The sequence below is a fragment of the Bradyrhizobium huanghuaihaiense genome (assembly GCF_007830635.1).
Taxonomy (GTDB): Bacteria; Pseudomonadota; Alphaproteobacteria; order Rhizobiales; family Xanthobacteraceae; genus Bradyrhizobium; species Bradyrhizobium huanghuaihaiense.
In genome coordinates this window covers 24169-50285 of sequence record NZ_VLLA01000015.1, presented here as the reverse complement: position 1 = coordinate 50285, position 26117 = coordinate 24169, and the positions used below count along the sequence as shown (strand labels likewise).

The window sequence follows — 26117 nt, the reverse complement described above, 5'->3', positions numbered from 1 at the left end:
CCCTCGCCCCGTTCTTACGGGGAGAGGGTTGGGGTGAGGGGCGTCTCTCCGCACGAGGAGATTATCGAGGGACCTGTACCCCCTCACCCGGATTGCATCTTCGATGCAATCCGACCTCTCCCCGCAAGCGGGGAGAGGTAAGACGCGGCTTGCCTCTTCGCGTACCGCAGACGTAACCTTCCAGGAAATCTTCCGCGCATCGAGATCCCCAAGATGCGATCCCTGCTTGCGCTCGTTACGGCTTCCGCATGTCTTTGCCTTGCCGGCCCGGCCGTGGCCCAGCCGGTCGGGCAGTTTCCGTTTGCGCTGACGCGCGAAGGCCAGATGCTCGGCGGCGTCGAAGGCGAGGTGGCCTTCTTCAAGGGACTGGCTTATGCAGCCGCGCCGGTCGGGCCGCTGCGCTGGCGGCCGCCGCAGGTCACGCCTGAAAGCTCGGAAATGCGCACGGCCTATGAATACGCTGCGCCGTGCCTTCAACCGTCGCTGTCCGGTGCGCGCGAGGATTGTCTCACGCTCAACGTGTTTCGTCCGTTCGGCGTCGACGGCCCGCTGCCGGTGATGGTGTTCATCCATGACGGCGGCTTCGTCAGCGGCACCGCCAACGATCCGCTGTTCGACGGCGCGAGGCTCGCGCAGGCCGGGCTCATCGTGGTCACCGTGAACTATCGCTTGGGCGTGCTCGGCTGGCTCACGCATCCTGCCTTGTCCGAAGGCGGATCCGGAAATTACGGGTTGATGGACCAGATCGCGGCGCTGCATTGGGTTCACGACAACATCGCGGCATTCGGCGGCGATGCGCGCAACGTCACGCTGTTCGGCAGTGGCGCGGGGGCGACATCGATCGCGCTGTTGATGCTGTGCGGCGAGGCGCGTGAGCTTTTTGAGAAAGCCATCCTGCAATCGCTGCCCGGCCGTGTGCGCCTGCGCTCACGGCAGGAGGCGGAGGCCTGGGGCCTGCAATTCGTCGCGACGCTCGGGCAGGATGGTGCCGACCTGCGCACGATCGCGGCTGCGCGGCTGCTTGCCGCCGAAAGCAAGCTGCTGGCGAAATCCCCGCACGGCTTCGCGCCGGCGATCGATGGAAGCCTCGTGACGGAAGATATCGCCGCAGGCTTTGCGGCCGGACATCAAAGCCGCATTCCCCTGATCGTCGGCTCCAACGATGACGAGACCGGCTTCGACAGTGAGCCTGAGATCGCGGAGGCGATGGCATCGTCAGGTGCGGCGCCCGAACAACTCTATCCCGACCTCACCAGGCCTTCGGACCTTGCAGCGCGGTTCTACACCGACAAGGTCTTCTCCGAACCGGTGCGGCTGCTCGCGCGCCTGCATGCCGCGATCGGCGCGCCAACCTACCGCTATCGCTTCGCCTATGTGCCGGAGGCCCGACGCGCCAATCCCGAGGGCGGCCACGGACGCGAGTTGCAATTCATCTTCGGCGCGGAAGGCGTCCCCGGTGCTGGCATCCTGTCGCGGCGTGATCGCGAGGTCGCAAGCCGCGTGCGCGGCTACTGGATCAATTTTGCAAAAAGCGGCGATCCCAATGGCCCGGACCTGCCGCGTTGGGACGCGGCGGCGGGCAGCGATCGTCTGCTGCTGATCGCGAACGATCACATTGCGAGCGGAGACGATCCCTTCGCGGAGCGCCTCGACCGGCTTGCAGATGAGAGCAAGAAATGAGTTGGACTTAAGCAGCGAGCTCGACGCGCGGGGCCGGGCTCAGCCGGTCTTCCTCGAGATAGTCCATCGCGCCGTCCTTCTCGACGGCATAGAACTGCTGGCCTTCCCGCGACTTGAAGGCGGCGCGAACGACGCCGCGGCGGCCCTTGTCACTGTTGACGACGTCCCCCAGCGAAAACTTCCTCATCTCACGTCCTCGTCTTCTGGCCGACTCCTTCGGCCACGACGGGGATTTTGGAAGAGGAATCGTTAACGACTTGCTAACCATACCGCTTTGCCTATGCTCGCCGCCGGTCGCGTAGGACCGCTACGCGCGTATGTTGTCCTTGAGCCGAGCCTTTACCCATGACGCGATTTCCGACCCTCTTCCTGTCGCATGGCGGCGGCCCCTGGCCCTTCATGGAGGACCGGCGGGTGCAATATGCCAGGACCGCCGAGGAGTTCGGCCGGCTGCCGCAGCTTCTCCCGCAAAGACCGAAAGCCGTGCTCGTCATCACCGGGCATTGGGAGGCTGACGCCTTCACCGTCTCGACCTCGGCGCATCCGCCGATGGTGTACGACTATTACGGTTTCCCCGAGCATACCTATCACCTCAAATATCCCGCGCCGGGCAAGCCGGAGCTTGCCGTCGAGGTGAGGGCGCTGCTCAAGCACGCGGGCGTCGATTGCCGGGAAGATCCCAATCAGGGTTTTGACCACGGCACCTTCGTCCCGCTCGGCCTGATGTATCCGAATGCCGACATGCCGATCGTGCTCTTGTCGCTGAAGTCGAGCTACGATGCGGCCGAGCACATCAAGGTCGGGGAGGCGATCGCCTCGCTGCGCGACGAAGGCATCTTGATCGTCGGCAGCGGGCTCACCTATCACAACATGCGCGGCTTCAACCGGCCGGAGTCGAAGCCGGTCTCGTATGATTTCGAGGCCTATCTGAACGAGGCGATCAGCAACCCCGATGCGGCGCGCCGCAATGCGATGCTGGTCGACTGGGAGAACGCGCCGAGCGCACGGCTTGCGCATCCGCGCGAGGACCATCTGCTGCCGCTGATGGTCGCCGCCGGAGCTGCGGGCAAGGATGTCGGCAAGCGGGTCTTCGTCGACGAGGTCGCGAGCGTCGCGATGGCGTCGTATATGTTTGGATGATGATCTCTTCTCCCTCTCCCCGCACGCGGGGAGAGGCGAAGAAAGCCTCACCCGTATCGCAGCTTCATCACCAGGATGCCGCCGGCGAGCAGCATGGTGACGGCGTTCGAGGCGATCAGCGGGCCATCGCCCGAGAGCAGGCCGTAGATCAGCCAGAGCGCGAGGCCCAGCACCATGACCAGGAACATGCCGAGCGAGATGTCGCCGGTGGAGCGGGTCTTCCACACCTTGATGGCTTGCGGTGCGTAGGCCACGGTGGTGCAGGTTGCGGCGGCAAAGCCGATCAGCTTGATCAATAGCGGGTCCATGCGCGCTCTATAGCATGGATTCGACGTCATGCCTCAAGCGCGGGCCGCCATGAGATCGCGATACAGCGCAGCATAGTCGCCGGCGCGGTTGCGCCAGGAGACGTCGGTCGCGAGGCCGCTTCGCTGCAGCCGCCGCCAGGTCAGCTTGTCATGGAAGGCGGTGTTGGCCTTGCGCAGCGTGCCGGCGAAGGCATCCGCCGTCACCGGGCTGAACTTGAAGCCGGTCGCATCGCGCCCCGATGCGTCGGCCTCGCCGATATCGACGATGGTATCCTCGAGGCCGCCGACGCGCGACACGATCGGCACCGCGCCATAGCGCAGCGCGCAAAGCTGGGTCAGGCCGCATGGCTCGAAGCGCGACGGCACCAGAAGCGCGTCCGAGCCGGCCTGGATCAGATGCGCCAAAATCTCGTCATAGCCGATCACGACGCCGATCCGGCCGGGATTGGCGCGGGCGGCGGCCTGGTAGCGCTCCTGGAGATCGCGATCGCCGCTGCCGAGCAGCGCGAGCTGCATGCCTTCGCGCAAAATGGTCGGAATGGCCTCGAGCAGCAGATCGAGCCCCTTCTGCCAGGACAGCCGGCTGATGACGCCGAGCAGCGGTGCTTCATCCGAGGAATCGAGATTGAATTGCTGCTGCAGCACCGCCTTGTTCGCGGCCCGGAACGTCAGGTCCTCCGCGCCGAAGCGATAGGCGATGTGCGCGTCGGTTTGCGGATTCCACACCTCGGTGTCGATGCCGTTGAGGATGCCGCTCAATGCGCCCGCGCGTGCGCGCAACAGTCCGCCGAGCCCCATGCCGCCCTCGTCACTCTGGATTTCCTGGGCATAGGTCGGCGACACCGTGGTGATGCGGTCGGCGAATTGCAGGCCGGCCTTGAGAAAGCTGATGCCGCCGAAATATTCCAGGCCGTTGACGTCGAAGGAGCTCCACGGCAGGCCGATCGCACCGATCAGCTCGCGCGCGAACTTGCCCTGATAGGCCATGTTGTGGATCGTCATCACGGTGCCGGGCCGCGGGCGATTGTCATAGTGCAGATAGGCCGGTGCGAGCCCCGCCTGCCAGTCATGGGCGTGCACGACGTCAGGCACGAACGCCGGAACGAGGCCGTGGCCGATATCGGCCGCCACGCGCGACAGCGCCGCGAAGCGCACGCCGTTGTCCGGCCAGTCGACCCCCTCGGCGGTGACGTAAGGATTGCCCGGCCGCGCATAGAGATGCGGCGCGTCGAGCACGAACAGGTCGAGCCCGTCATGGGAGCCGGCGAGCAGCCGTCCCGGCCCGCCGAAATAATCCGGCCAGCGCCGGACTTCCTCTGCATCGGACATCAGACGCATCACGTCGGGATAGCCCGGCATGAGGGTGCGCATCTCGACGCCGTGCGCCTTCAGCGCAAGCGGCAGCGCGCCGGCGACATCCGCGAGGCCGCCGGTCTTGACGATGGGGTAGACTTCAGAGGCGACCGCGAGGACGCGAACAGGCGTCATGTATTGAGCCTGTCGATCATCGGCTGGGTGATCAGCGAGATGCCCTGCTCGGTGGTGCGGAAGCGCTTGGCGTCGATATCGGGATCCTCGCCGACGACGAGGCCCTCGGGGATCTCGACGCCGCGGTCGATCACGACATTCTTGAGCCGCGCGCCGCGTCCGACATTCACGTAAGGCATGATCACGGCGTTCTCGACATTGGCATAGGAATTGATGCGCACGCCGGTGAACAGCAGCGAGCGGCGCAGCGAGGCGCCGGAGATGATGCAGCCGCCGGAGACCAGCGAGCTCACCGCCTGGCCGCGCCGGCTTTCCTCGTCATGGACGAATTTCGCCGGCGGGGTGATCTCCGCATAGGACCAGATCGGCCAGGCGCGGTCGAACAGGTCGAGCTCCGGCACCACGTCGGTGAGGTCGATGTTGGCGGCCCAATAGGCGTCGACCGTGCCGACGTCGCGCCAATAGGCGCCGTTGTGGCTGCCGGAGCGGACGCACGAGGTCGAGAACTGGTGTGCGATGGCGCGGCCGTTCTTGACGATATAGGGAATGATGTCCTTGCCGAAATCGTGGTTCGAGTTCGGGTCTTCGGCGTCGCGCTTGAGCTCGTCGAACAGGAACTTCGCGTTGAAGACATAGATGCCCATGCTGGCGAGCGAGACGTCCGGCTTGCCCGGCATCGGCGGGGGATCTTTCGGCTTCTCCAGGAATTGCTGGATCCAGCCGTTCTCGTCGATATGCATGATGCCGAAGCCCGAGGATTCGGTGCGCGGCATCTCCAGGCAGCCGACGGTGACGTCGGCGCCGCTCTCGACATGCTGGCGCAGCATCACCTCGTAGTCCATTTTATAGATATGGTCGCCGGCCAGCACGACGATGAAGCGGCATGCGTGCGACTCGATGATGTCGATGTTCTGGTAGATCGCATCCGCCGTGCCGACATACCACATGTTCTCGGAGACGCGCTGGCTCGCGGGCAGGATGTCGAAGCTCTCGTTGCGCTCGGGGCGGAAGAAATTCCAGCCCATCTGGAGATGGCGGATCAGGCTGTGCGCCTTGTACTGGGTGGCGACCGCGATGCGGCGGATGCCGGAATTCACCGCGTTCGACAGCGCGAAATCGATGATGCGGGACTTGCCCCCGAAATAGACCGCGGGCTTGGCGCGCCGATCGGTCAGCTCCAAAAGGCGGCTGCCGCGTCCACCAGCCAGGACGAACGCCAGCGCCTGACGCGCGAGCGGCTCACTACCCACGGCACTCATGCAATCCTCCCCACACCTCTGACGCGTCGCGGGATGCGTCCCGGCCGCGCACCATTGGAACCGATAGTAACGGTACGAATAGTAAATCAGGAAGACGGTTGTTGGTTGCGAACGCGCGGGAAGCTTAATGCTTTGCCGTGGTCGCCGGGACCGGGCGCCGTCGTATCGGAGTCATATCGGCGCTATCCCGCTTGACCATAATTGAGGCATGCACCCGCTCTCTTGTGCGCCGCACGCAAAATCGAGGCTTTGACTTGGCGCAACGATGCCCGATCATAGGCCTGCGATCCTTTTTCCAAGCGAAACGTCAGACAGGGAGCAAGACGATGAGGATCTGGACAACGGCAATTGCCTGTTCACTGGCGGGCGCGGTCATGGTCGGCCAAATCGGGCAGGCCGCAGCAGCCCCGCTGCCGACCAATGTCGCGGCCATGAAAGCGGCAGTCGGCGATGATGTCGCGCAGGTCTATTGGCGCGGCCGCGGCTGGGGTGGCGGCTGGGGATTGGGTTTCGGCGCCCTCGCGGCCGGCGCAATCATCGGCGGCGCCATCGCCAGCAGCGCGCCATACGGCTACGGCTACTACGGCGGCGGACCGTATTATGGCGGCGGCTATGGATATCCGGGCTACGGCTATGGCTATGCGCCGGCCTATTACGGCGGCTACGGCTATGGACCGGGCTACGGCTATGGCGGCTACTACGCGCGTCCCTATTATGGCTATCGGGCCTATCGTCCGTATTATGGCCCTCGCTACGGCTACTACCGGCCCTATTACCGCGGATATTGGTGAGCGCCTCGCGGAGCTAGAGCGAGAGCCACACGATCAGGCTCATGCAGGCGAAATGCATGAGCACGATCGCGGCGAGATGCAGCGGGCCGGCCTTGAGGCGAGGCCTGTGCATCCCGCCGCCTCCGTTTAGTTTGATCCCGCGGCCGCGGCGGTGAAGCTGCGGTCCACGGCTTTGCTGACGTCGAGCTGCTTCGGCAGGATGCCGTAGCGCGTCGAGCGATCCGAGGCGGCCTGGATTTCCTTCACCACGTTCTCGTCGATCACGATCGGACTGGTGCGCTGCGCGGTGTAAGCCGACAGCAGCACGTCCTCCGGCAGTTTTGTCAGCTCGGCCGTGTTCTTTGCGTATTCACCGAGATGGTCGAGCGACCACAGCCGCGCCTTGTTCAGGCGCTGCACGAGGTCCTGCACCGCCGCGCGCTTGGTGGCGATGGCGTTGTCGGAGGCGACGATGAAGGTGATGGTCGGCGTCAGGCCTTCGCCGTCGGCGATCACGCGCGCCTTGTCCTTCAGCGTCGCGAACGAGACATAGGGCTCCCACACCGCCCAGGCGTCGATCGAGCCCGCGACCAGCGCGATCTTGGCATCCACGGGGCCGAGCGGCGCGAAGGTCGCATCCTCCAGCTTGATCTGCGCCTTCTCCAGCGTTGCGTCGATCAGGAACTGGCCCCAGCCGCCGCGCGTGCCGGCGAGGCGCTTGCCCCTGAGGTCGGCGGCCGACTTGATCGGCGAATCCTGGCGCACCAGGATCGCCTGCGTCTTCGCGTCCGAACGCGTGCCGCCGATCGCCTTGATCGGCGCGCCCGCCGCATAGACCGAGAGGAACGAGAGGTCGCCGGTGTAGCCGACATCGAGTGCGCCGGCGTTGAGCGCTTCGAGGATCGGCGCGGCCGCGGGGAATTCCGACCATTCGATCTTGTAAGGCAGGTCCTTCGCGTAGCCGGAGATTTCCAGCAGCGAGCGGTTGCCGCCCTTCTGATCGCCGACCCGCAGCACGACGGTGTCGGCGGCGAGCGATACAGCCGCCGTCGATAGGGTGATGGCGGCGGCCAGCAGCGATGCCGCGAGGCGGCGGGTGATGGAATGGTCGTGGGAGTTGATGCTCATTGGATCCGTCTTGTTGCGTCGCTCACGATGCGTGAGCGGACGATGCAGCAGGACGATCAAGTCTATGAGCGCGGGATACGCAGTCAATGAAATGGCCAACCGTATTGTGCGCGTGATCGGCAAGGACGTTTCAGCGAAGTGCTGCTTTCGAGAACGTGCAGTGTGCGCAGCGGAAGACGCGCACGGATGAAGCAGGCGGCGGAGTCGCCGCCCACTTTGCAAGGCGATGCGGCGGCGAAAATCGTTTCACCGTTCCCGCACTTGCAGATGGAGAGAATGACTTCGCATCGCGCCACATTCGAAATTCCATTTCATTGACGATGCGGCGGCCGCGCCGCATGATTTGCGCATCGCATCAAAGCCGCGTGTGAAGCGCCGGCGAAAAATATTCTCTCAACGCATCTCCGTACGGAACATGCGCAACGCAATGTGCTGCGCGAACGGCGGAGCCGTGCCAACTCAGGAGCGGGGCTGATGGACAACGACAACAAGCGCGGCGGATCGGGCCTTGATCGGCGTCATTTGCTGCAGGCGGGGTTGGCTGCGGCGTTCGCCGCGCCGCTTGGCGCCTTTGGCGCGGCACAGGCCTTTGCACCGCGCGCCATCGCGCCCGGCGTCGACCTCTCGGAGTTTCCGCTGTGCCGCACGGCCTCCGACGCGCCCGCGCTCACCGGCGCGCCGCGCAAGCTGAAACTGTCGTGGAATGCCGGCGCGGTCTGCCTCGCCCCGGTGCCGGTCGCCATCGAGCACGGCTTTTTCCGGAAGCACAATCTCGACATCGAGCTCATCAACTATTCCGGCTCGACCGACCAGCTGCTCGAGGCGATCGCGACAGGAAAAAGCGATGCCGGCCTCGGCATGGCGCTGCGCTGGCTGAAGCCGCTGGAGCAGGGCTTTGATGTCAAGATCGCCGCCGGCACCCATGGCGGCTGCATGCGCTTCCTCACTCGGACTGATTCCGGCGTGAGCAAGCTCGCCGACCTCAAGGGCAAGATCGTCGCGGTCGGCGACCTCGGCGGCCCCGACAAGAACTTCTTCTCCGTCCAGCTCGCCAAGCTCGGGATCGACCCGAACAAGGATGTCGACTGGCGCGCCTATCCCGGCAATCTGCTCAACGTTGCCGTGGAGAAGGGCGAGGTGCAGGCCTTCCTGTCGTCCGATCCGCTCGGCTATCTCTGGCTCAAGGACAGCCAGTACAAGGAAGTCGCCTCCAACCTCGACGGCGAATATCGCGACAAGAGCTGCTGCATCCTCGGCCTGCGCGGCAGTCTGGTGCGCGAGGAGCCGCAGGTCGCGCGTGCCCTCACGCAGGCGCTGCTCGATGCGGCGATGTTCACCGCGCAGAACCCGGCCGTGACGGCAAAGTCGTTCCAGCCTTACGCGCCAAAGACGGCATCGCTCGCCGATATCGAGGGCATGGTGCGCTACCACACCCATCATCATCATCCCGTCGGCGACGTGCTCAAGCGCGAGCTCAAGGCCTATGCCGACGATCTCAAGAGCGTGCAGGTGTTCAAGCAGAGCACCGACACCGCCAAATTCGCGGAGCGCATCTATGTCGACGTATTCGCTGTCTGACGGCCTTGCCTCCGGCGCGCCGCGCACCTCGCGCGCGCCGCTGCTCGCGACCTGGATCCGGGAATCCGGCGTCGGCGTTCTCGCCAGCATCGCCTGGATCGCCTTCGGCCTGTCCTGCCTGTGGTGGGAGGACGTCGGCGACTGGTCGCGCACGCATTCGCTCGGCATTGCCGCCTTCATCATTGCGGCGATCGCATTGTTCGGGACCGTCGGCGCCGACTATCTGGGATCGGCGGGGCAGGCGTTGCACAAGCGTGCGCCCTGGCTGGTCGCGCTCGGCGCGTTCCTGACCGTGTGGGAAGTTGCGACCGCGAAATTCGCCTGGCTGCCTCTGCCGTTCTTTCCGCCGCCGCAATCGATCATCGAGGTCTATACCGACGATCTGCCAAAACTGCTCGACAGCGTCTTTGCCTCAGTCAAGCTCCAGCTCGGCGGCTATCTGATCGGCGCGACGATCGGCTTTTTGACCGGCGTCTCGATCGGCTGGTCGCGTGCGGTCGGCTATTGGGTGCATCCGGTGCTGCGCTTCATCGGCCCGCTGCCGGCGACGGCGTGGCTGCCGATCGCCTTCTTCACCTTCCCGTCGAGCTGGAGCGCCTCGACCTTCCTGATCGCGCTGGCGACGGGCTTTCCCGTCACCGTGCTGACCTGGTCCGGCGTCGCAAGCGTCAGCAACGCCTATTACGACGTTGCGCGCACGCTGGGTGCAAAGCCGTCCTTCCTGGTGCTGAAAGTCGCGATCCCCGCGGCACTGCCGCACGTCTTCGTCGGCCTGTTCATGGGGCTCGGCTCGTCCTTTGCCGTGCTCGTCGTCGCCGAGATGATCGGCGTCAAGGCCGGCCTCGGCTGGTACCTGCAATGGGCCCAGGGCTGGGCCGCCTACGCCAACATGTACGCGGCGCTGATCGTGATGTCGCTGCTCTGCTCCGGTGCGATCACGCTGCTGTTTTCGATCCGCGATCGCCTGCTGGTCTGGCAGAAGGGGACCGTCAAATGGTAGCCACAGCTCTCACAAAGGCGCTCACGCATCCGGCAGCCGGCGCCGCGCTCGACATCGAGCAGATCAGCCATGCCTTCGACATCGATGGCGCCGAGCTGCCGGTGCTCAGCGATGTCAGCATCTCGGTCGAGCCGGGCGAATTCGTCGCGCTGCTCGGGCCGTCCGGCTGCGGCAAGTCGACTTTGCTGCGGCTCGTTGCCGGGCTCGACAAGCCCAAGGCGGGAAGGTTGCGGGAGGACGAGGAGCGCATCAGACGTCCCCATCCTTCGCGCGTCGTCGTGTTCCAGGATCCGACGCTGTTTCCCTGGCGGTCGGTCTGGGACAACGTCGCCCTGGGCCTCGAGGCCCAGGGCATTCTTAGGAGCCAGCGGCAGCGCGTCGATGATGCGCTTGATCTGGTCGGGCTGTCGTCGTTCCGCAACGCCTATCCGCACCAGCTCTCCGGCGGCATGGCGCAGCGCGTCGCGCTGGCGCGTGCGCTGGTCAACGATCCAAAAATCCTGATCCTCGACGAGCCGTTGGGAAAACTGGACTCGCTGACCCGCATCACCATGCAGGCCGAGCTCGTCTCGCTCTGGCAGCGCAAGGGGTTTACCACGCTCCTGGTCACACATGACGCCGAGGAGGCGCTCGTGCTTGCCAACCGCGTCGTCGTCTTCAGCGAGCGTCCCGCGCGCGTGAAGGCCGACATCCGTGTCGACCGTCCCTATCCGCGCCATCGCGGCGATCCGTATCTCGCCGATCTGCGCCGCCAGATCCTTGGTCTGCTGGGGTTGGACGCCACATGGTAACGCCCGCAGCCAAGGGCCGCACGGCTCACAGCGAACCCGACTACATCGCGCGCGCCGAGGTGCTGGCCGAAACCTTCGCCACGCGCGCAGCCGAGCACGACCGCGCCGGCAGTTTTCCGTTCGAGAATTTTCGCGAACTGTCGGAAGCTGGCCTGCTGTCGCTGACGGTGCCGGTGGCCCATGGCGGCGCGGGCGCGGGCGCGCGCTACGCCGCGCGCGTCATCGGCATCCTCGGAAAGGCCGATCCGTCGACCGCGCTGGTGCTGTCGATGCACTACATCAATCATCTCGTCATGGCGCGCAGCCCGACCTGGCCGGCGCGGCTGTCGCGCAAGCTCGCCCGCGAGAGCGTCGAAGGCCTTGCGCTCGTCAACGCGCTCCGGGTCGAGCCCGAGCTCGGCTCGCCCGCGCGCGGCGGCTTGCCGGCGACGATCGCCCGGCGCACCGAAACCGGCTGGCGCCTTTCCGGCCATAAGATCTATTCGACGGGCTCGCCAATCCTGAAATGGTACCTGGTTTGGGCACGAACGGACGAGGCCGAGCCCCGCGTCGGTCAGTTCCTGGTGCCCGCGGGCCTGCCGGGCACGCGCATCGTCGAGACCTGGGACCACCATGGCCTGCGCGCCAGCGGCAGCCATGACGTCATCTTCGACGATGTGGTGATCCCGCTGGATTCCGAAGTCGACGTGCGCAAGCCGGCGGACTGGCGGGTCCCCGACGTCACGCAGGCGACCATCCACACGGTCTTCGTCGGCGCGATCTATGACGGTGTCGCCCGCGCGGCGCGCGACTGGCTGATCACGTTCCTGAGACAGCGCGTTCCCGCCAGCCTCGGCGCGCCGCTGGCGACCTTGGCCCGCGCGCAGGAGAGCCTCGGCGCGATCGAGGCGCGGCTCGCGGTCAATGCGCGGCTGATTGAGACGTTCGCCCGCGACTTCGATGATGGGGTCCAGCTGTCCGCCGGCGAATCCAACGTCATCAAGTTGACCGTCACCAACAACGCCGTGGCCGTGGTCGAGGAGGCCTTGTCGCTCACCGGCAATCACGGCCTGTCCCGCAGCAATCCGCTGGAGCGGCACTATCGCGACGTGCTGTGCGGGCGCGTGCACACGCCGCAGGACGATTCCACCCGCATCGGCCTCGGCCGCGCCGCATTGGGCCTCTAGCTTTTCCGCAAAACAATCAGGGAGACGATCATGTCGATCGAGTTCATCGGCTTCATCAGCAACAACAATTCGTCCGAGACCGTCGTTCGCGCGGGGCCGATCCTCAATCCGACCCACATCGAGACGGTGGCGAAGGCGCACGAGAATGCCGGCTTCGATCGTGCGCTGCTGGCGTTTCATTCGACCTCGCCGGACGCGCTCCAGGTCGCCCAGCACGTGCTGAATCACACCGAGAGGCTCAACGTGCTGATCGCGCAGCGGCCGGGCTTCACCGCGCCGACGCTGCTGGCGCGGCAGTTCGCGGTGCTCGACCAGTTTTCCCGCGGCCGCGTTGCGCTCCATGTCATCACCGGCGGCAACGCCGCCGAGCTCAGGCAGGACGGCAATACGCTCGATGACAAGGACGAGCGCTATGCCCGCACCTCCGAGTTCCTCGACGTGCTCAAGCTGGAATGGACCAGCGACAAGCCGTTCAGCTACAAGGGCAAGTACTACCAGGTCGAGAACGCCTTCTCGCAGGTGAAGCCGTATCGCCCCGAAGGCATCCGCATCTATTTCGGCGGCGCCTCGGATGCGGCGATCGACGTCGCCGGCAAGCACGCCGACACGTTTGCGCTGTGGGGCGAGTCCTATGCGCAGGTGCGCGATGTGACCTCGCGCGTCCACAACGCCGCGGTGCGGCAGGGGCGGCCGACGCCGCGCTTCAGCCTGTCGGTGCGGCCGATCATCGCCCCGACCGAAAAGCAGGCCTGGGAAAAGGCGGAGGAAATTCTGGCGCGCGCCACCGCGCTGCAGGACAAGACGGGGTATCGCAAGCCCGCCGACGGCCATGCCACCGCCGGCGCGCGGCGCCTGCTCGCGCTCGCTGACCAGGGCAGCCGCATCGACAAGCGGCTCTGGACTGAGATCGCCAAGCTCACCGGCGCCAACAGCAACACCACCGCGCTGGTCGGCACGCCCGAGCAGGTCGCCGAGGTCTTCGGCGATTATTACGACCTCGGCATCAGCCATTTCCTGATCCGCGGCTTCGATCCCCTGATCGACGCCATCGAATACGGACGCGAGCTGATCCCGCTGACGCGCGAGCTGGTTGCCAAGCGCCAGGCGGTTCGCGGCGAGGCGGCAGAGTGATCCGCCTCATGCTGGCCGGCGCGCTGCTGTTCGGTTCGCTTGAACTCGTGGCGGCGCAAACCACCCTGCGTGTCGGCGACCAGAAGGGCAATGCGCAGGCCGTGATGGAAGCGGCCGGCGTGCTCAAGGATGTGCCGTACAAAATCGAATGGAAGGAATTTCCGGCGGCGGCGCCGCTGCTCGAGGCGCTGAGCGCCGGCGCGATCGAGACCGGCCTCGTCGGGGACGCGCCCTTCACCTTTGCCGCCGCCTCCGGCGCGCCGGTGAAGGCGATTGCCGCCATCCGGCAGACGCGCGAGGGGCTCGCCATCCTCGTGCCCGAGACCTCGCCGATCAAGAGCTTTGCCGATTTGCGCGGCAAGAAGATCGCAACCGGCCGCGGCTCGATCGGCCATCAGCTGATCCTCGCCGCGCTCGAGAAGAACGGCTGGAGTGCGAGCGACGTGCAGATCGCGTTCCTGGCGCCGTCGGACGCCAAGATCGCCTACACCCAAGGTTCGGTCGATGCGTGGTCGACGTGGGAGCCTTATGTGAGCCAGGAGGAGGTGCTGTTCAAATCGCGCCGCATCATCACCTCCGAAGGCCTCACGCCGGGCCTGAGCTTCCAGGTGGCGCGGCCCGACGCTATCAGGGACAAGCGCGCCGAGCTGACCGACTTCGTCCGGCGCCTCACCGCGGCGCGGGCGTGGTCGCTGAACAACGTCGACAGCTACGCCGCGACCTGGGGCAGACTGATGAACATCCCCACCGCCGTGCCGCAGAACTGGCTGTCGCGCGCAAAAATCCGCATCGCGCCGATCGATGACGGCGTCGTCGCGGACGAGCAGAGCACGATCGATCTCTATTTCCGCTGGGGCCTGATCAAGCAGAAGCTCGATGCAGCCGAGATCGTGGATCGCTCGTTTGCGGACGCGATCGCGAAGGCGGGGTTGTAGGCTTTACGCACGCTTTCGTGTCCCGGACGCGCTGCAGCGTGAAACGCTGCTGCGCAGAGCCGGGACCCATGCCGCACATGTCGCTCGGGGTGAGATGGGCCCCGGCTCTGCAGCGTACCACTTCGTGATGCGCTGCGTCCGGGGCACGAGACCTCACAAGGCGCTCAAGCATCCGTGAATCGGATAGAGCGCATTCCAACCCAATAGGATTCCTCGAAACGTTCCTTCTGCGTTTGACACCGCTGACAACACCCCTATCGCTATTTGCATCGCACCTCTTGCGGCACGGTGCACTCCCGCAAAAATCAGTCCGACGACCACATCGGGAGACCGGCCATGGGCCTGCAAGAAACAAGAATCGAATCGCTTCCCTTCGTCACCGCCGAACTCAACTATCTCGCGCCGACATCGGCCAAGCCGCGCACCTACGCCTTCGATCCGCCGCCGGGTGAGCCGAAAAGCACGTCGCTGCCGGAGCCGCACCAGGTTCCGATCTTCGATGCGCGGCTGATCGCGCAAAACGTCTCGCTCGATCGCGAGGGCTTTGCGCTGGTGCGTCACCCGACACAGGTGAAGGACTTTTACAACGAGGAGGAAATCCGCGCGGTCTATTATCCCGCCGTCGAAGCCTTCCTTCGCGCGACGCTGAAGGCCGATCGTGTGGTCATCTTCGACCATACCGTGCGCAAGCGCGTCGAGGGCGCCCCGGATATTCGTGGCGGCGGGCCGCGTCAGCCGGCGACGCGCGTGCATGTCGACCAGACCGTGATCTCCGGCGCCAACCGCGTGCGCGAGCATCTGCCTGACGAGGCCGAGGAGCTGCTGAAGGGGCGTGTGCAGGTGATCAATCTGTGGCGACCGATCCGCGGACCCTTGCGCGATTCACCGCTCGCCATGGCTGACGGCACGACGGTTAAGCCCGAGGATCTCGTCGCATCCGACCTGATCTATCCCAACCGTCGCGGTGAAACCTATTCGGTGACATACAATCCGAACCACCGCTGGTTCTATTTCCCGGAGATGACGCCGGACGAGGCGCTGCTGCTGAAGTGCTACGATTCCGCGACCGACGGCCGCACCCGTTTCGGGCCGCACACCGCGTTCGTGGATCCGACCACGCCGGCCGATGCCGCACCCCGCGAAAGCATCGAGGTGCGAACGCTGGTGTTTCACCGGCAGTAACAAACTGTGATGACCCTGCCGGACACTTCCGGCAGGGTTCCTGGAACCTGAGGGAACAAAACGACGTTTGCAGCGCCGGGCAGGGTTAACCGGGAGCGGTGCCGTGCGCGCGCAGACGACTCTACTGTTTTGCTTGATGACTTCATTCCCCGCCTTCATCTCCGTCGCTAACGCCGAAAGCGGGCTTGCTTCGTACTACGGATATGGAAGGGCGGGCAAAGGCGGCGAGTTGACTTGCGCCCACCGCACACGCCCGTTCGGCAGCGTGCTCAGGGTGTCTTACAGCGGGCGCACGATCCAGTGCCGCGTCAATGATCGCGGCCCCTTCATCCGCGGCCGCATCGTCGATCTCTCGGTGCCGGCCGCCCGCGCGCTCGGCATGATGAGCGCCGGCGTGGTGCGCGTGTCGGTGGATTAGCTCTCCGAGCGCGCTATAGTGCCGCCCGAAGCAAGGGGGGCGCTATGACCGGGATCAGGGTGGGACTCGTCGGCTGCGGCTTCGTGTCGGAGCTGCACATGTATGCGTTCCGGCGCGTCTATGGCGTGGATGTCGAGGTCGCGGCGGTCGCCGCGCGGGGCGACAAGGTCGTCGCGTTCGCCCGGCATCACAATATTCCGCGTGTTTATCGGAGTTTCGCCGAGCTGATCGCGGACGGCGAGCTCGACGTCATCGACATCTGCACGCCGCCGAACCTTCATGCGGAGATGATCGTCGCCAGCATGCAGGCCGGCAAGCACGTCATCTGCGAAAAGCCGTTCGCCGGCTATTTCGGGCGCGAGGGCGACATGCAGCCGATCGGCAAGCACGTGCCCAAGGCGCTGATGTATGAGCGCGTGATCGAAGAGATGGACAGGACGCGCGCCGCGATCGAGCGCACCGGAAAACTCTTCATGTATGCCGAGGACTGGATCTACGCGCCAGCGGTGACCAAGACCGCGGAGATCATCAAGGCGACCAAGGAAAAGATCCTGTTCATGAAGGGCGAGGAGAGCCATTCCGGCTCGCACGCCGCGCATGCGGCGCAATGGGCGATGACCGGCGGCGGTTCGCTGATCCGCATGGGCTGCCATCCGCTCTCGGCCGTGCTGTATCTGAAGCAGGTGGAGGCCAGGGCGCGCGGCGAGAGCATCCATGTCGCCAGCGTCACCGGCGATGTCGGCAACGTCACCGCCGCGCTCAAGCCGGAGGAGCGCAGCTACATCAAGGCCAATCCCTTCGACGTCGAGGATTGGGGCACGCTCACCGCCACCTTCTCCGACGGCACCAAGGCCACCATCTTCTCCGGCGACATGATCATGGGCGGCGTGCGCAACCTGATCGAGACCTACACGAGCGGCGGCTCGCTGTTCGCCAACATCACGCCGAACAATCATCTGATGAGCTATCAGACCAGCGAGGAGAAGCTCGCCAGCGTCTACATCACCGAAAAGGTCGACCGCAAAACCGGCTGGCAATATGTCTGCCTCGAGGAGGAATGGACGCGCGGCTATCTCCAGGAGATCCAGGATTTCATGGAATGCGCCGCGACCGGGCGGCAGCCGCTGTCGGGCCTCGCGCTGGCCTATGAGACGATCAAGGTGAACTACGCCGGGTACTGGGCGGCGGAGGAGGGAAGAAGGGTGGTGTTGTAGGGGATCGGTACGCTTACCCTCCCCTGGAGGGGAGGGTCGATCGCGCGTAGCGCGAGCGGGGTGGGGTGATCTCTCCAATCGGGCAGTGCCCGTGAGGAGAGATCACCCCACCCCGCCACGCATTCCGCTTCGCTGCATGCGTAGCGACCCTCCCCCTCCAGGGGAGGGTGGGAGCAGGGCCCCCTCACGCCCCGTAGGTCGAGCCTTTCGGCAGCGGGAAGACCGGGTCCTGCGTCTTGATGTTGGTCGGCCACACCACCGAGATGTGCTCGCCGGCGTTCTGCATCACCACCGGCGTCGAGCGTTCGTTCTGGCCGGACATCGGCGTGCCCGGCGGGAAGAACTTCACGCCATAGCCCTGGATGGTGCCGCCGGCGGGGATGTCGACGTCGAGCGCGGCCTTGCGGATCGCCTCGGGCTCGAAGCTGCCGTACTTCTCCTTGGCGACCGGCAGCACGTTGTTGAGCAGCACCCAGGTCTGGTTGAAGCCCATCGAGCAGTGCGGCGGCACGTCGGTGGCGCCGGTCTTGGCTTTGTAGCGCGTCACCATGGCGTTGGTCAGATCGCCGATACCCGGCGCGAGCTTCGCCGGATCGAGCAGCTGCGCCGGCACCGGATCGATGTTGCAGAAATTGTCGATGTCGGCGCCGAAGGTGGCGCGCAGCTTGTCGAGCTGGCTGTAGCCCGCGCCGGCGCCGAACAGCATCTTGAAGCGCAATCCGCTCTCGCGGGCCTGGCGCAGGAACAGGGTGATGTCGGGGTTGTAGCCGGCATGCGAGATCACGTCGGCCTTGGCGCGCTTGATCTTCGTGACCAGCACCGACAGGTCGGGCGCCGAGGCCGAATAGCCCTCGCGCAGCACCACCTGGATGCCGGCCTGCTTGGCATAGGCCTCGTCGGCCGCGGCGACGCCGACGCCGTAGGGGCCGTCCTCGTGGATCAGCGCGACCTTCACCTCGCCCGGCTCCATGCCGAGCTTGGCCTTGGCGTGCTCGGCGAGGAAGCCCGCAAACGCTTGGCCGTATTGATCCGAATGGATCTGCGCGCGAAACACGTATTGCAGGTTCTTGTCCTTGAACACGGCGGTCGAGACCGCGGTCGTGATCCAGAGGATCTTCTTCTGCTGCTCGACCTTGGCTGCGAGCGGCACCGCATGCGAGCTCGCATAGACGCCGTTGATAATGTCGATCTTCTCCTGACTGATCAGGCGTTCGGCCTCGTTGATCGCAACGTCGGGTTTGCTCTGGGAATCCGCGGCGACCGGAGCAATCTTGGTCTTGCCGCCGACGCCGCCTTTCTCGTTGACGAGATCGATCGCGATCTGCGCGCCGATCGACGAGGCGACCGAGCCGCCGGCGGCGAACGGACCGGTGAGGTCGTAGATCAGGCCGATGCGCAATGTCTCCGCTTGCGCCTGGGCCCTGGTCCAATCGAGGCTGAGTGTGGCGGCGGCAGCCGCCGTACCCTTCAGCAGCTGCCTGCGTGAAGTCGGCATCCTATCCTCCCTCAAAACCGTTGGTTGTTATTTTTCGCGAAGTATGGGGAGGGGGGCGGCGGAAAGTCAACATCGCGAAAGTCTGGGTCCGTCCTCCACGGCCTGGAACGCAATTGCGAAATGATGCCGCGAAATCGTGCAATCAGTGCTCCAGGCGGCGCGCCAGATAGCGCGCGGTCTTCCCGCCCGCCTTGGCGAGCTGATGCGGTGTCCCCGCTGCGACGATAAGGCCACCCTCGTCGCCGGCGCCGGGACCGAGATCGATGATCCAGTCGCTGTGAGCCACGACATCCATGTCATGCTCGACCACGACCACGCTGTTGCCGGCATCCACGATCCGATCGAGCTGGGCGATCAGCCGCTCGACATCCCGTGGGTGAAGGCCTGTGGTCGGCTCGTCCAGGATATAGAGCGTGTGCCCGCGCTGTGGACGCATCAGCTCGGTTGCGAGCTTGATGCGCTGGGCCTCGCCGCCGGACAGCTCGGTCGCGGACTGGCCGAGGCGGATATAGCCGAGGCCGACCTCGCGCACGACGGACAGCGAACGGTTCAGGGTGGCATCGCCGCGGAAGAAGTCGAAGGCCTCGTCGACGCGCATCGCCAGCACGTCCGCGATGGAGTTGCCGTCAATCCTCACCTCGAGCGTCTTGTCGTTGTAGCGCGCGCCCTTGCAGGTCGGGCAGGGCGCGTAGACGCTGGGCAGGAACAAGAGCTCGACGCAGACGAAGCCTTCACCCTCGCAGGTGGCGCACCTGCCTTTGGCGACATTGAACGAGAAGCGCCCGGCATCGTAGCGGCGGGCCCTGGCCTGCGGCGTTGCCGCGAACAGTTTTCGGACGTGGTCGAACAGGCCGGTGTAGGTCGCAAGATTGGATCGTGGCGTACGGCCGATCGGCTTCTGGTCGACGACGACGAGGCGATCGACACGGTCGAGACCGGCGAGGATCTTGCCGCCCAGGGTTTCGACCGTCGGAGCCAGGCTGTCGTCATCCGCATCGGTGATCAGCGTATGGCCGAGATGCCCGGCCACGGCCTCGACCAGGAACTGGCTGATCAGGCTCGATTTGCCGGAGCCCGACACACCGGTGATGCCGGTGATCACGCCCAGCGGAATATCGACGTCGAGGCCGCGGAGATTGTTGCGGACCACACCTCTGATCTTCAGATGCCCGTTCGGCTCGCGGCGGATCGTCGGCAGCTTCTTTCGAGGGTGCGCGAGATAGCTCGCGGTTCGCGATTGCGCGATGTCGCCGAGCCCTGCGGGCGGCCCGCTATAGAGGATGCGTCCGCCGCCGTCGCCGGCGTCGGGCCCGACATCCACCAGCCAGTCGGCATGCCTGATCACCTCGATCTCGTGCTCGACCACGAAGATCGAGTTGCCCGCGCGTTTCAGCCGGTCGAGCGCACGCAGCAGCGCCTCGGTATCGGCGGGGTGGAGGCCTGCGGACGGCTCGTCGAGCACGTAGACGACGCCGAACAGGTTGGAGCGGACCTGCGTCGCCAGACGCAAGCGCTGCAGCTCGCCCGGGGACAGCGTCGGCGTGCTGCGCTCGCAGGCGAGATAGCCAAGGCCAAGGTCGAGCAGGACGGCGAGGCGTGCCGACAGATCCTCGCAGATGCGCCGGGCGACGACAGCCTTCTCCGACCTGTCCGGCGAAGTCTTCGCGAACGGCTTGATCAGCTCCTGCAATTGCTTCAGCGGCAGGTGCGAGATCTCTGCGATGTTGAGACCGGCGAACTTCACCTTTAGCGCCTCTGGCTTCAGCCGCGTGCCATGACAGGTCGGACAGTCCTGCGTGATCATGAACTGCGCAACGCGGCGCTTCATCATCGCGCTCTCGGACTTGGCATAGGTCTGCATCACGTAGCGCTTGGCGCCGGTGAACGTGCCCTGATAGCTCGGTTCCTCCTTGCGGCGCAGCGCCCGTTTGACTTCGGCTGCGTTGTAGCCGGCATAGACCGGAACCGTCGGCTGCTCGTCGGTGAACAGGATCCAGTCGCGGTCCTTCTTCGGCAGCTCGCGCCAGGGCTTGTCGACGTCGTAGCCCAGCGTCGTCAGGATGTCCCGGAGGTTCTGTCCCTGCCAGGCGCTCGGCCATGCGGCCACGGCGCGCTCGCGGATCGTCTTGGTGTCGTCGGGCACCATGGATTTCTCGGTGACGTCGAGCATCCTGCCGATGCCGTGGCAGGTCGGGCAGGCGCCCTCCGGCGTGTTGGGAGAAAACGACTCCGCATAGAGCATCGGTTGCCCCCGCGGGTAATCGCCGGCGCGGGAATAGAGCATCCTGAGCAGGTTCGAGATGGTCGTGACGCTGCCGACGGACGACCTCGTCGTCGGCGCGCCGCGCTGCTGCTGGAGCGCGACGGCGGGCGGCAGGCCCTCGATGTCGTCGACTTCCGGGATCTGCATCTGGTGGAATAGGCGCCGCGCATAGGGCGACACCGATTCGAGATAACGCCGCTGCGCCTCGGCGTAGATCGTTCCGAAGGCGAGCGAGGATTTGCCGGAGCCCGAGACCCCCGTGAACACGACGAGGGCGTTGCGTGGAATCTTGACGTCGACGTTCTTGAGATTGTGCTCGCGGGCGCCCCGGACCCGGACGAAGCCATCGTCCTGCATCAGGCTCTCGGATTGTCTCGGTCGGTCGTCCATCTGGCTCCTCCGGCTACATCCGGCATTAACGGCAAGATCGCAGGATGGGTCCTTTGATGCCAGCGGGGCAGTTCCGTTCTTCACAAAGCGAAGGCCCGCCGCGTTCATGCGACGGGCCTTGCTCGAGTGTTGGGCTGCCGGCAGCGGGCCGGCCCCGGATGTTATTGCGACAGCTTCACAAAATTCGGAAACTTCATCTTGCCTTCGGCGATCTTCTCGGGCCAGACGACGACCTGCTTGCCGTCCTGCCACTGGAAGACGAGGCCGGTCACCGTGCCCGGACCGGCCTTGATGCCGTGGGTGAACTCGTCGTTCTTGCCGTAGAACTGGATCTGGCCGATCGTGCCCTCGTAGTCGGTCTTCTCGAGCTCGGCGACCATCTTGTCGGGATCGGTCGAGCCGGCGCGCTTGATCGCGTCGGTGATGATGTAGACCTCGTCATAGGCGGTGTAGCCGGTATAGGCCGGCGGCGAGCCGAACTTGGCCTTGAAGGCGGCCGCGAACGGCTTTGTCTTGGAGGTCACGGCGACATCAGGAGTGGCGACCGCCAGCGACGGCACGCCGTCGGCGGCGCCATTGGTGTCCTTCCAGAAGGTCGGGCTCAGCGCCTGCGCGCTGATGCCGAACATCGGGATCGGCACCTGCTGGTTCTTCCACTGCACGGTCGGCTGCACGCCGACATGCGAGATGCCTGTCACGATCACGTCGGGCTTCTTGCCCTCGATGTTGTTGAAGATCGGCGTGAAGTCGGTGGTATCGGGCGAGAAGCGCACATGCTCGACGACCTTGAGCCCGGCCTTGGGCAGGCAGGCCTCGTAGCCGACGTCGAGCGGCTTGGTCCAGGCGGCGTCCTCGCTCATGATCGCGACGGTCTTGAACTTGAGCTTGTCGACCAGGAGGTCCTTGGCCGCGTCGCAGACGAGCTGGGCCTGGGCGGCCGAGGTCAGGTAGCCGTGGAAGGTGTACTTGTTCTTCTCGTAGTCGTTGTGGATCGCCTTGGTGATCTCGTTCGAGGCGGCACCGGGGGTGATCAGCGGCATCTTCAGCCGCGCCGCCCAGGGCTCCAGCGCCAGCACGACTTCGGAGATGTAGCTCGCGATCACCGCGGACACCTTGTCCTCGCTCACGGCGCGCTGGAAGGCGCGCACCGAATCGGCCGAGGAGCTCTTGTTGTCGTAGGTGACGATCTCGACCTTGCGGCCGAGGATGCCGCCCTTGGCGTTGATCTCGTCGGCGGCGATCTGCGCGCCGCCCGGTGTCGCGGCGCCCGCGATCGACTGCACCTCGGCAATGACGCCGATCTTGATCGGATCGTTCGACTGCGCGTAGGCGGGTGCGGCGAGGCACAAGGCGAGCGCCGAGGCGAGGAAGCTGCCGCTGAGAACTGAAGATCGCATGGTCGTTTCCCTTTCTATGCTTCTTGTTGATGTTGAGGACTTAAAGAAAATCGGCGCCGGCTTCGCTGGCGAAGCGGGCGGGATCGCCCTCCCAGACGATCCTGGCGTGCTCCAGAACATAGACGCGGTCGGCATGCGGCAGCGCGAAAGTAACGTTCTGCTCGCCGAGCAGCACCGTGATCGCCGTGGTCTGGCGCAGTTTTGTCAGTGCCTTGGACAATTGCTCGAGGATGACGGGGGCAAGGCCCAGCGTCGGCTCGTCCAGGATCAGGATCTGCGGCTGCATCATCAGTGCGCGGCCGATCGCGAGCATCTGCTGCTCGCCGCCGGACAGTGTCTGCGCCATCTGGCCCTGGCGCTCCTTGAGGATCGGGAACAGCTCGAACAGCCAGGCGAGCTGCGCGGCGCGCTTGTCGTCGGACAGATGCTGGCCGCCGAGATCGAGATTTTCCCGGACCGTCATCTCGCCGAACAGCTCGCGCGATTCCGGACACTGCACGAGGCCGCTGCGCGCGATCTTTGCCGGACTGGTGCCGCGCAATTTATCGCCGCCGCGCACGATCTCGCCGGTGTAGGGCAGGAAGCCGGAGATGGTGTTGAACAGCGTGGTCTTGCCGGCGCCGTTGAGGCCGACCACGGAGACGAACTCGCCCTCGTGGACGTGGATCGAGACGTTCTCCAGCGCCTGCGCCTTGCCATAGAACACGCTGACATTCTCGACCTGGAGCAGCGGCACCTTATCCCTGAAGCTGGTCTCGGGCCGGGCATGGGTCTCGATCGCGCCGCCGAGATAGACCCGGCGCACGGTCTCGTTTCGCATGACCTCCTCAGCCTTGCCGGTGACGATCTCCTCGCCGAGATACATCGCGAGCACGCGGTCGACGAGCGCGGCGACGCTCTTGACGTTGTGATCGACCAGCATCACCGCGCGGCCGTCGTCGCGAAAGCTGCGGATCAGGTCGGAGAAGATATCAACCTCGGCCCGCGTCAACCCGGCAAAGGGCTCGTCCACCAGCACGACCTTGGGATCGCGGGCGATGGCTTTCGCGAGCTCGAGCCGGCGCAGGTCGGCGAAGGGCAGCGTCGGCGGACGGCGGTTCATGACGTTGCCTAGGCCCACGCGCTCGGCGATCCATTTGGCGCGCTCGACCAGCGCCTTGTCCGGAAACAGCATGAACAGGCTGTCCGGCAAGAGCGCCACCATGATGTTCTCCAGCACCGTCTGCCGGTTCAGCGGCCGCGAGTGCTGGAACACCATGCCAAAGCCCTTGCGCGCGATCTTGTGCGCGGGCAGGCCGGCGACGTCCTCGCCCTCGAAGATCACTTCGCCCGAGGTCGGGCGCTCGATGCCCATCACGCTCTTCATCGCGGTCGACTTGCCCGAGCCGTTCGGCCCGATCAGGCCGAAGATCTCGCCGCTGTTGACCTCGAAGCCGAGGTTCTTCACCGCGGTCAATCCGCCGAAACGCTTGGTCAGGCCGCGGACTTCGAGCACGGCCCGGTTTGAAAGCCTCATATCCATCACGAGCGAGCCTCGCGCGAAAGGGCCGCCCCTAAGAAGCCGCCGGGGAAGAACAGCACGACGAGAAGTGCGACCGCCGAGACGATGAAGGTGGCGAGCTCCCCGGTGGGGCGCAGGAACTCGCCAGCGACGATCAGGAAGATCGCGCCCAGCGCCGCACCGAGCACGGTGCGCCGGCCGCCGAGCACAGCCGAGACAATCACGTTGACGCCGACCGCGACGTCCACGACGGTGCCGACCGAGGCGGTGCCGAAATAGAACACCAGCAGCGCCCCTGAGAGCCCAGAGAAGAACGCGCTGACGATGAAGGCGGCGAGCTTGTGCTTGACGATGTTGAAGCCGAGCGCGCCGGCCTGCACCGGATCCTGGCCGCTGGCCTGCAGCACGAGTCCAACAGGCGATTGCGACAGGCCATAGAGGATCGCGGCGGAGATGGTCATGAAACCAAGCGCGATCCAGTAGTTCGTGCCGGCATTGATGCTGATGACGTCGGGGATGGTGAGGCCGATCTCGCCGCCGGTGAGGTCGGCGAACACGACGATGAAGTTCTGCAGCATCAAGACCGCGACCAATGTGGTCAGGCCGAAATAGGGCCCGCGCACCCGCAGCGCCGGCAGCGCCAGAACGAGACCGGCGATGACGGAGGCGAGTGCGCCCAGCACGATGCAAGCATAGACCGACCAGCCGAACTGGGCGTTCAGGATGCCGGCGGTGTAGGCGCCGACGCCGATCAGGAAGGTCGGGCCGAAATTGACCTCGCCGGCAAAGCCGAACAAGAGGTCCCAGGCCATCGCGAACACGCCGAAATAGAATGCGACGGTGAGCAGGCCGAGCACATAGCCGGAGACATAGAGCGGCAGCGTCGCCGCGATCACGACCAGCGCGAGCGAGATGAAGAACAGGCGCGAGGTGAAAAAGCTCGACATCTCAGCGCCTCCCCAGAAGGCCCTGGGGCCGGATGTACATCACGAATACGAGCAGCAAGAGCGCGGGGATGGTGCGATAGGCCGGCGAGACCAGATAGGCCGTCAGCGTTTCCAGATAGCCGACCACGAAAGCGGCGATCAGCGAGCCCGAGACACTGCCGAGGCCGCCGAGCACGACAATCGAGAACGCGCTCGCCGTCAGAGGGCCGACGCTGTACGAGCTGACGCCGAGGAACATGCCGAGCAGCACGCCGGCGATGCCGGCGAGGATGCCGTAGATCGCCCACACCACGATGTAGATGTTGGTGAGCTCGAGCCCGAGCAAAGTCACGCCGCGCGGGTTCATTGAGGCCGCCAGCACCGCCTTGCCGGTGCGGGTGCGGTTCACCAGCAGCCACAGCAGCGCGATCACGAGGCAGCACACGATCGCCGTAAAAATCTCGTTGCGCGGCGTGCGCACGCCGAGGATCTCGACCACGCCCTCGACGATCGGCAGCACAGTCTTGGCGTTGTTGGTGAAGAAATAGGCGATCAGCTCCTGGATCATGATGCCCCAGAGCAGCGTTCCCGTGAGGACGAAGATCTCCTTCTCCTCGTTCGGGATGCGCCGGGAATCCTGGATCGGCTTCACCACCGCGAAATAGGTGGCAAACGCCGTGAGGAGGGCGACCCCGACGCCGATCAGGGCGCCGGCATAGGTGCCGACGCCGAGGATGCTCGCGGCGGCCCAGGCGGCGACGGCTGCCGCGACCATGATGGCTCCGTGGGAGAGGTTGAGGACGCCCGAGACGCCGAAGATCAGCGTGAAGCCGGTGGCACCGAGGGCGTAGAGAGCGCTGATGGCAAAGCCATCGATCAAGATCTGGAAAGCTCGCATAGATGATTGGCCAGGCAGACGAGCTGCCTCCTTGAGGGAAGGTGCTGGATGGAGCGCGT

23 protein-coding genes are annotated in these 26117 nt (G+C 65.3%); 12 read left to right on the top strand and 11 right to left on the bottom strand.

Going from position 1 to position 26117, the window contains the following annotated elements:
• Positions 1-213: 213 nt before the first annotated feature.
• Positions 214-1680, top strand: a complete 1467-nt coding sequence (locus tag IQ16_RS26840) for a carboxylesterase/lipase family protein (RefSeq protein ID WP_026311670.1) — start codon at positions 214-216, stop codon at positions 1678-1680.
• 7 nt (positions 1681-1687) lie between these two features.
• Here IQ16_RS26840 and IQ16_RS26835 read toward each other — a convergent pair whose 3' ends face one another.
• Positions 1688-1867, bottom strand: a complete 180-nt coding sequence (locus IQ16_RS26835) for a hypothetical protein (RefSeq protein ID WP_018640802.1) — start codon at positions 1865-1867, stop codon at positions 1688-1690.
• Positions 1868-2025: 158 nt separating this feature from the next.
• On the opposite strand from IQ16_RS26835, the gene IQ16_RS26830 reads away from it, so the two are divergent.
• Positions 2026-2820, top strand: coding sequence for a DODA-type extradiol aromatic ring-opening family dioxygenase (locus IQ16_RS26830; RefSeq protein ID WP_018640801.1), 795 nt, complete (start codon positions 2026-2028; stop codon positions 2818-2820).
• Between the two features lie 47 nt (positions 2821-2867).
• On the opposite strand, the gene IQ16_RS26825 is transcribed toward IQ16_RS26830, so the two are convergent.
• Genes IQ16_RS26825 through glgC form a run of 3 tightly spaced genes read right to left on the bottom strand, consistent with a single transcriptional unit; the run spans position 2868 to position 5875 of the window.
• A complete protein-coding gene (locus tag IQ16_RS26825) occupies positions 2868-3128 on the bottom strand; it encodes a SemiSWEET transporter (protein WP_018640800.1) in 261 nt (86 codons plus the stop codon).
• 33 nt (positions 3129-3161) lie between these two features.
• Positions 3162-4616, bottom strand: coding sequence for a glycogen synthase GlgA (glgA, locus tag IQ16_RS26820; protein WP_018640799.1), 1455 nt, complete (start codon positions 4614-4616; stop codon positions 3162-3164).
• Complete coding sequence (gene glgC / locus IQ16_RS26815) at positions 4613-5875, bottom strand: glucose-1-phosphate adenylyltransferase (protein ID WP_018640798.1); 1263 nt, start codon at positions 5873-5875, stop codon at positions 4613-4615. Before glgC ends, glgA begins: the two co-directional genes overlap by 4 nt.
• Positions 5876-6201: 326 nt before the next feature.
• Between glgC and IQ16_RS26810 the strand changes: the two genes are divergently transcribed.
• Positions 6202-6666 (top strand): hypothetical protein, encoded by a 465-nt coding sequence (locus IQ16_RS26810; protein WP_018640797.1) that lies wholly within the window; start codon positions 6202-6204, stop codon positions 6664-6666.
• Between the two features lie 126 nt (positions 6667-6792).
• Here IQ16_RS26810 and IQ16_RS26805 read toward each other — a convergent pair whose 3' ends face one another.
• Positions 6793-7773 (bottom strand): ABC transporter substrate-binding protein, encoded by a 981-nt coding sequence (locus IQ16_RS26805; RefSeq protein WP_026311669.1) that lies wholly within the window; start codon positions 7771-7773, stop codon positions 6793-6795.
• A gap of 474 nt (positions 7774-8247) precedes the next feature.
• Here IQ16_RS26805 and IQ16_RS26800 point away from each other — a divergent pair, with 474 nt between their 5' ends.
• The 9 genes from IQ16_RS26800 (at position 8248) to IQ16_RS26760 (ending at position 17188) form a co-directional block, all read left to right on the top strand.
• On the top strand, positions 8248-9351 hold the full coding sequence (locus tag IQ16_RS26800) for an ABC transporter substrate-binding protein (protein ID WP_018640794.1): 1104 nt from the start codon (positions 8248-8250) through the stop codon (positions 9349-9351).
• Positions 9329-10351 (top strand): ABC transporter permease, encoded by a 1023-nt coding sequence (locus IQ16_RS26795; RefSeq protein ID WP_145831843.1) that lies wholly within the window; start codon positions 9329-9331, stop codon positions 10349-10351. Before IQ16_RS26800 ends, IQ16_RS26795 begins: the two co-directional genes overlap by 23 nt.
• Positions 10345-11142, top strand: a complete 798-nt coding sequence (locus IQ16_RS26790) for an ABC transporter ATP-binding protein (RefSeq protein ID WP_018640792.1) — start codon at positions 10345-10347, stop codon at positions 11140-11142. The genes IQ16_RS26795 and IQ16_RS26790 overlap by 7 nt, the downstream gene beginning before the upstream one ends.
• Complete coding sequence (locus tag IQ16_RS26785; RefSeq protein ID WP_018640791.1) at positions 11136-12308, top strand: acyl-CoA dehydrogenase family protein; 1173 nt, start codon at positions 11136-11138, stop codon at positions 12306-12308. Before IQ16_RS26790 ends, IQ16_RS26785 begins: the two co-directional genes overlap by 7 nt.
• A gap of 30 nt (positions 12309-12338) precedes the next feature.
• Positions 12339-13439 (top strand): LLM class flavin-dependent oxidoreductase, encoded by a 1101-nt coding sequence (locus IQ16_RS26780; protein ID WP_018640790.1) that lies wholly within the window; start codon positions 12339-12341, stop codon positions 13437-13439.
• A complete protein-coding gene (locus IQ16_RS26775) occupies positions 13436-14374 on the top strand; it encodes an ABC transporter substrate-binding protein (protein WP_018640789.1) in 939 nt (312 codons plus the stop codon). The genes IQ16_RS26780 and IQ16_RS26775 overlap by 4 nt, the downstream gene beginning before the upstream one ends.
• Before the next feature lie 336 nt (positions 14375-14710).
• Positions 14711-15556 (top strand): CmcJ/NvfI family oxidoreductase, encoded by an 846-nt coding sequence (locus tag IQ16_RS26770; protein WP_018640788.1) that lies wholly within the window; start codon positions 14711-14713, stop codon positions 15554-15556.
• 103 nt (positions 15557-15659) lie between these two features.
• Entirely contained in the window at positions 15660-15974 is a 315-nt protein-coding gene (locus IQ16_RS26765) for a septal ring lytic transglycosylase RlpA family protein (RefSeq protein ID WP_018640787.1), read from the top strand.
• A gap of 44 nt (positions 15975-16018) precedes the next feature.
• A complete protein-coding gene (locus tag IQ16_RS26760; protein WP_018640786.1) occupies positions 16019-17188 on the top strand; it encodes a Gfo/Idh/MocA family protein in 1170 nt (389 codons plus the stop codon).
• A 184-nt stretch (positions 17189-17372) separates the two neighbouring features.
• On the opposite strand, the gene IQ16_RS26755 is transcribed toward IQ16_RS26760, so the two are convergent.
• From IQ16_RS26755 to IQ16_RS26730, 6 genes are all read right to left on the bottom strand, one after another.
• The gene (locus IQ16_RS26755) at positions 17373-18683 is read right to left on the bottom strand and encodes an ABC transporter substrate-binding protein (protein WP_018640785.1); all 1311 of its coding nucleotides are present in this window, start codon (positions 18681-18683) and stop codon (positions 17373-17375) included.
• A 142-nt stretch (positions 18684-18825) separates the two neighbouring features.
• Positions 18826-21336, bottom strand: coding sequence for an excinuclease ABC subunit UvrA (gene uvrA / locus IQ16_RS26750; protein WP_018640784.1), 2511 nt, complete (start codon positions 21334-21336; stop codon positions 18826-18828).
• Between the two features lie 161 nt (positions 21337-21497).
• A complete protein-coding gene (locus tag IQ16_RS26745; protein ID WP_018640783.1) occupies positions 21498-22733 on the bottom strand; it encodes an ABC transporter substrate-binding protein in 1236 nt (411 codons plus the stop codon).
• 40 nt (positions 22734-22773) lie between these two features.
• Positions 22774-24255: an ATP-binding cassette domain-containing protein gene (locus IQ16_RS26740; protein ID WP_020607778.1), complete on the bottom strand. Its 1482-nt coding sequence runs from the start codon at positions 24253-24255 to the stop codon at positions 22774-22776.
• Complete coding sequence (locus IQ16_RS26735) at positions 24255-25181, bottom strand: branched-chain amino acid ABC transporter permease (RefSeq protein ID WP_018640781.1); 927 nt, start codon at positions 25179-25181, stop codon at positions 24255-24257. Before IQ16_RS26735 ends, IQ16_RS26740 begins: the two co-directional genes overlap by 1 nt.
• A 1-nt stretch (position 25182) precedes the next feature.
• Positions 25183-26058 (bottom strand): branched-chain amino acid ABC transporter permease, encoded by an 876-nt coding sequence (locus IQ16_RS26730; RefSeq protein ID WP_018640780.1) that lies wholly within the window; start codon positions 26056-26058, stop codon positions 25183-25185.
• Between the last annotated feature and the right edge of the window lie 59 nt (positions 26059-26117).

Bases quoted from the DNA above. Each gene is read 5' to 3' on its own strand.
- IQ16_RS26840 (WP_026311670.1), top strand. From the start codon at position 214: ATGCGATCCCTGCTTGCGCTCGTTACGGCTTCCGCATGTCTTTGCCTT.
- IQ16_RS26835 (WP_018640802.1), bottom strand. From the start codon at position 1,867: ATGAGGAAGTTTTCGCTGGGGGACGTCGTCAACAGTGACAAGGGCCGC.
- IQ16_RS26830 (WP_018640801.1), top strand. From the start codon at position 2,026: ATGACGCGATTTCCGACCCTCTTCCTGTCGCATGGCGGCGGCCCCTGG.
- IQ16_RS26825 (WP_018640800.1), bottom strand. From the start codon at position 3,128: ATGGACCCGCTATTGATCAAGCTGATCGGCTTTGCCGCCGCAACCTGC.
- glgA (WP_018640799.1), bottom strand. From the start codon at position 4,616: ATGACGCCTGTTCGCGTCCTCGCGGTCGCCTCTGAAGTCTACCCCATC.
- glgC (WP_018640798.1), bottom strand. From the start codon at position 5,875: ATGAGTGCCGTGGGTAGTGAGCCGCTCGCGCGTCAGGCGCTGGCGTTC.
- IQ16_RS26810 (WP_018640797.1), top strand. From the start codon at position 6,202: ATGAGGATCTGGACAACGGCAATTGCCTGTTCACTGGCGGGCGCGGTC.
- IQ16_RS26805 (WP_026311669.1), bottom strand. From the start codon at position 7,773: ATGAGCATCAACTCCCACGACCATTCCATCACCCGCCGCCTCGCGGCA.
- IQ16_RS26800 (WP_018640794.1), top strand. From the start codon at position 8,248: ATGGACAACGACAACAAGCGCGGCGGATCGGGCCTTGATCGGCGTCAT.
- IQ16_RS26795 (WP_145831843.1), top strand. From the start codon at position 9,329: ATGTCGACGTATTCGCTGTCTGACGGCCTTGCCTCCGGCGCGCCGCGC.
- IQ16_RS26790 (WP_018640792.1), top strand. From the start codon at position 10,345: ATGGTAGCCACAGCTCTCACAAAGGCGCTCACGCATCCGGCAGCCGGC.
- IQ16_RS26785 (WP_018640791.1), top strand. From the start codon at position 11,136: ATGGTAACGCCCGCAGCCAAGGGCCGCACGGCTCACAGCGAACCCGAC.
- IQ16_RS26780 (WP_018640790.1), top strand. From the start codon at position 12,339: ATGTCGATCGAGTTCATCGGCTTCATCAGCAACAACAATTCGTCCGAG.
- IQ16_RS26770 (WP_018640788.1), top strand. From the start codon at position 14,711: ATGGGCCTGCAAGAAACAAGAATCGAATCGCTTCCCTTCGTCACCGCC.
- IQ16_RS26760 (WP_018640786.1), top strand. From the start codon at position 16,019: ATGACCGGGATCAGGGTGGGACTCGTCGGCTGCGGCTTCGTGTCGGAG.
- IQ16_RS26755 (WP_018640785.1), bottom strand. From the start codon at position 18,683: ATGCCGACTTCACGCAGGCAGCTGCTGAAGGGTACGGCGGCTGCCGCC.
- uvrA (WP_018640784.1), bottom strand. From the start codon at position 21,336: ATGGACGACCGACCGAGACAATCCGAGAGCCTGATGCAGGACGATGGC.
- IQ16_RS26745 (WP_018640783.1), bottom strand. From the start codon at position 22,733: ATGCGATCTTCAGTTCTCAGCGGCAGCTTCCTCGCCTCGGCGCTCGCC.
- IQ16_RS26740 (WP_020607778.1), bottom strand. From the start codon at position 24,255: ATGGATATGAGGCTTTCAAACCGGGCCGTGCTCGAAGTCCGCGGCCTG.
- IQ16_RS26735 (WP_018640781.1), bottom strand. From the start codon at position 25,181: ATGTCGAGCTTTTTCACCTCGCGCCTGTTCTTCATCTCGCTCGCGCTG.
- IQ16_RS26730 (WP_018640780.1), bottom strand. From the start codon at position 26,058: ATGCGAGCTTTCCAGATCTTGATCGATGGCTTTGCCATCAGCGCTCTC.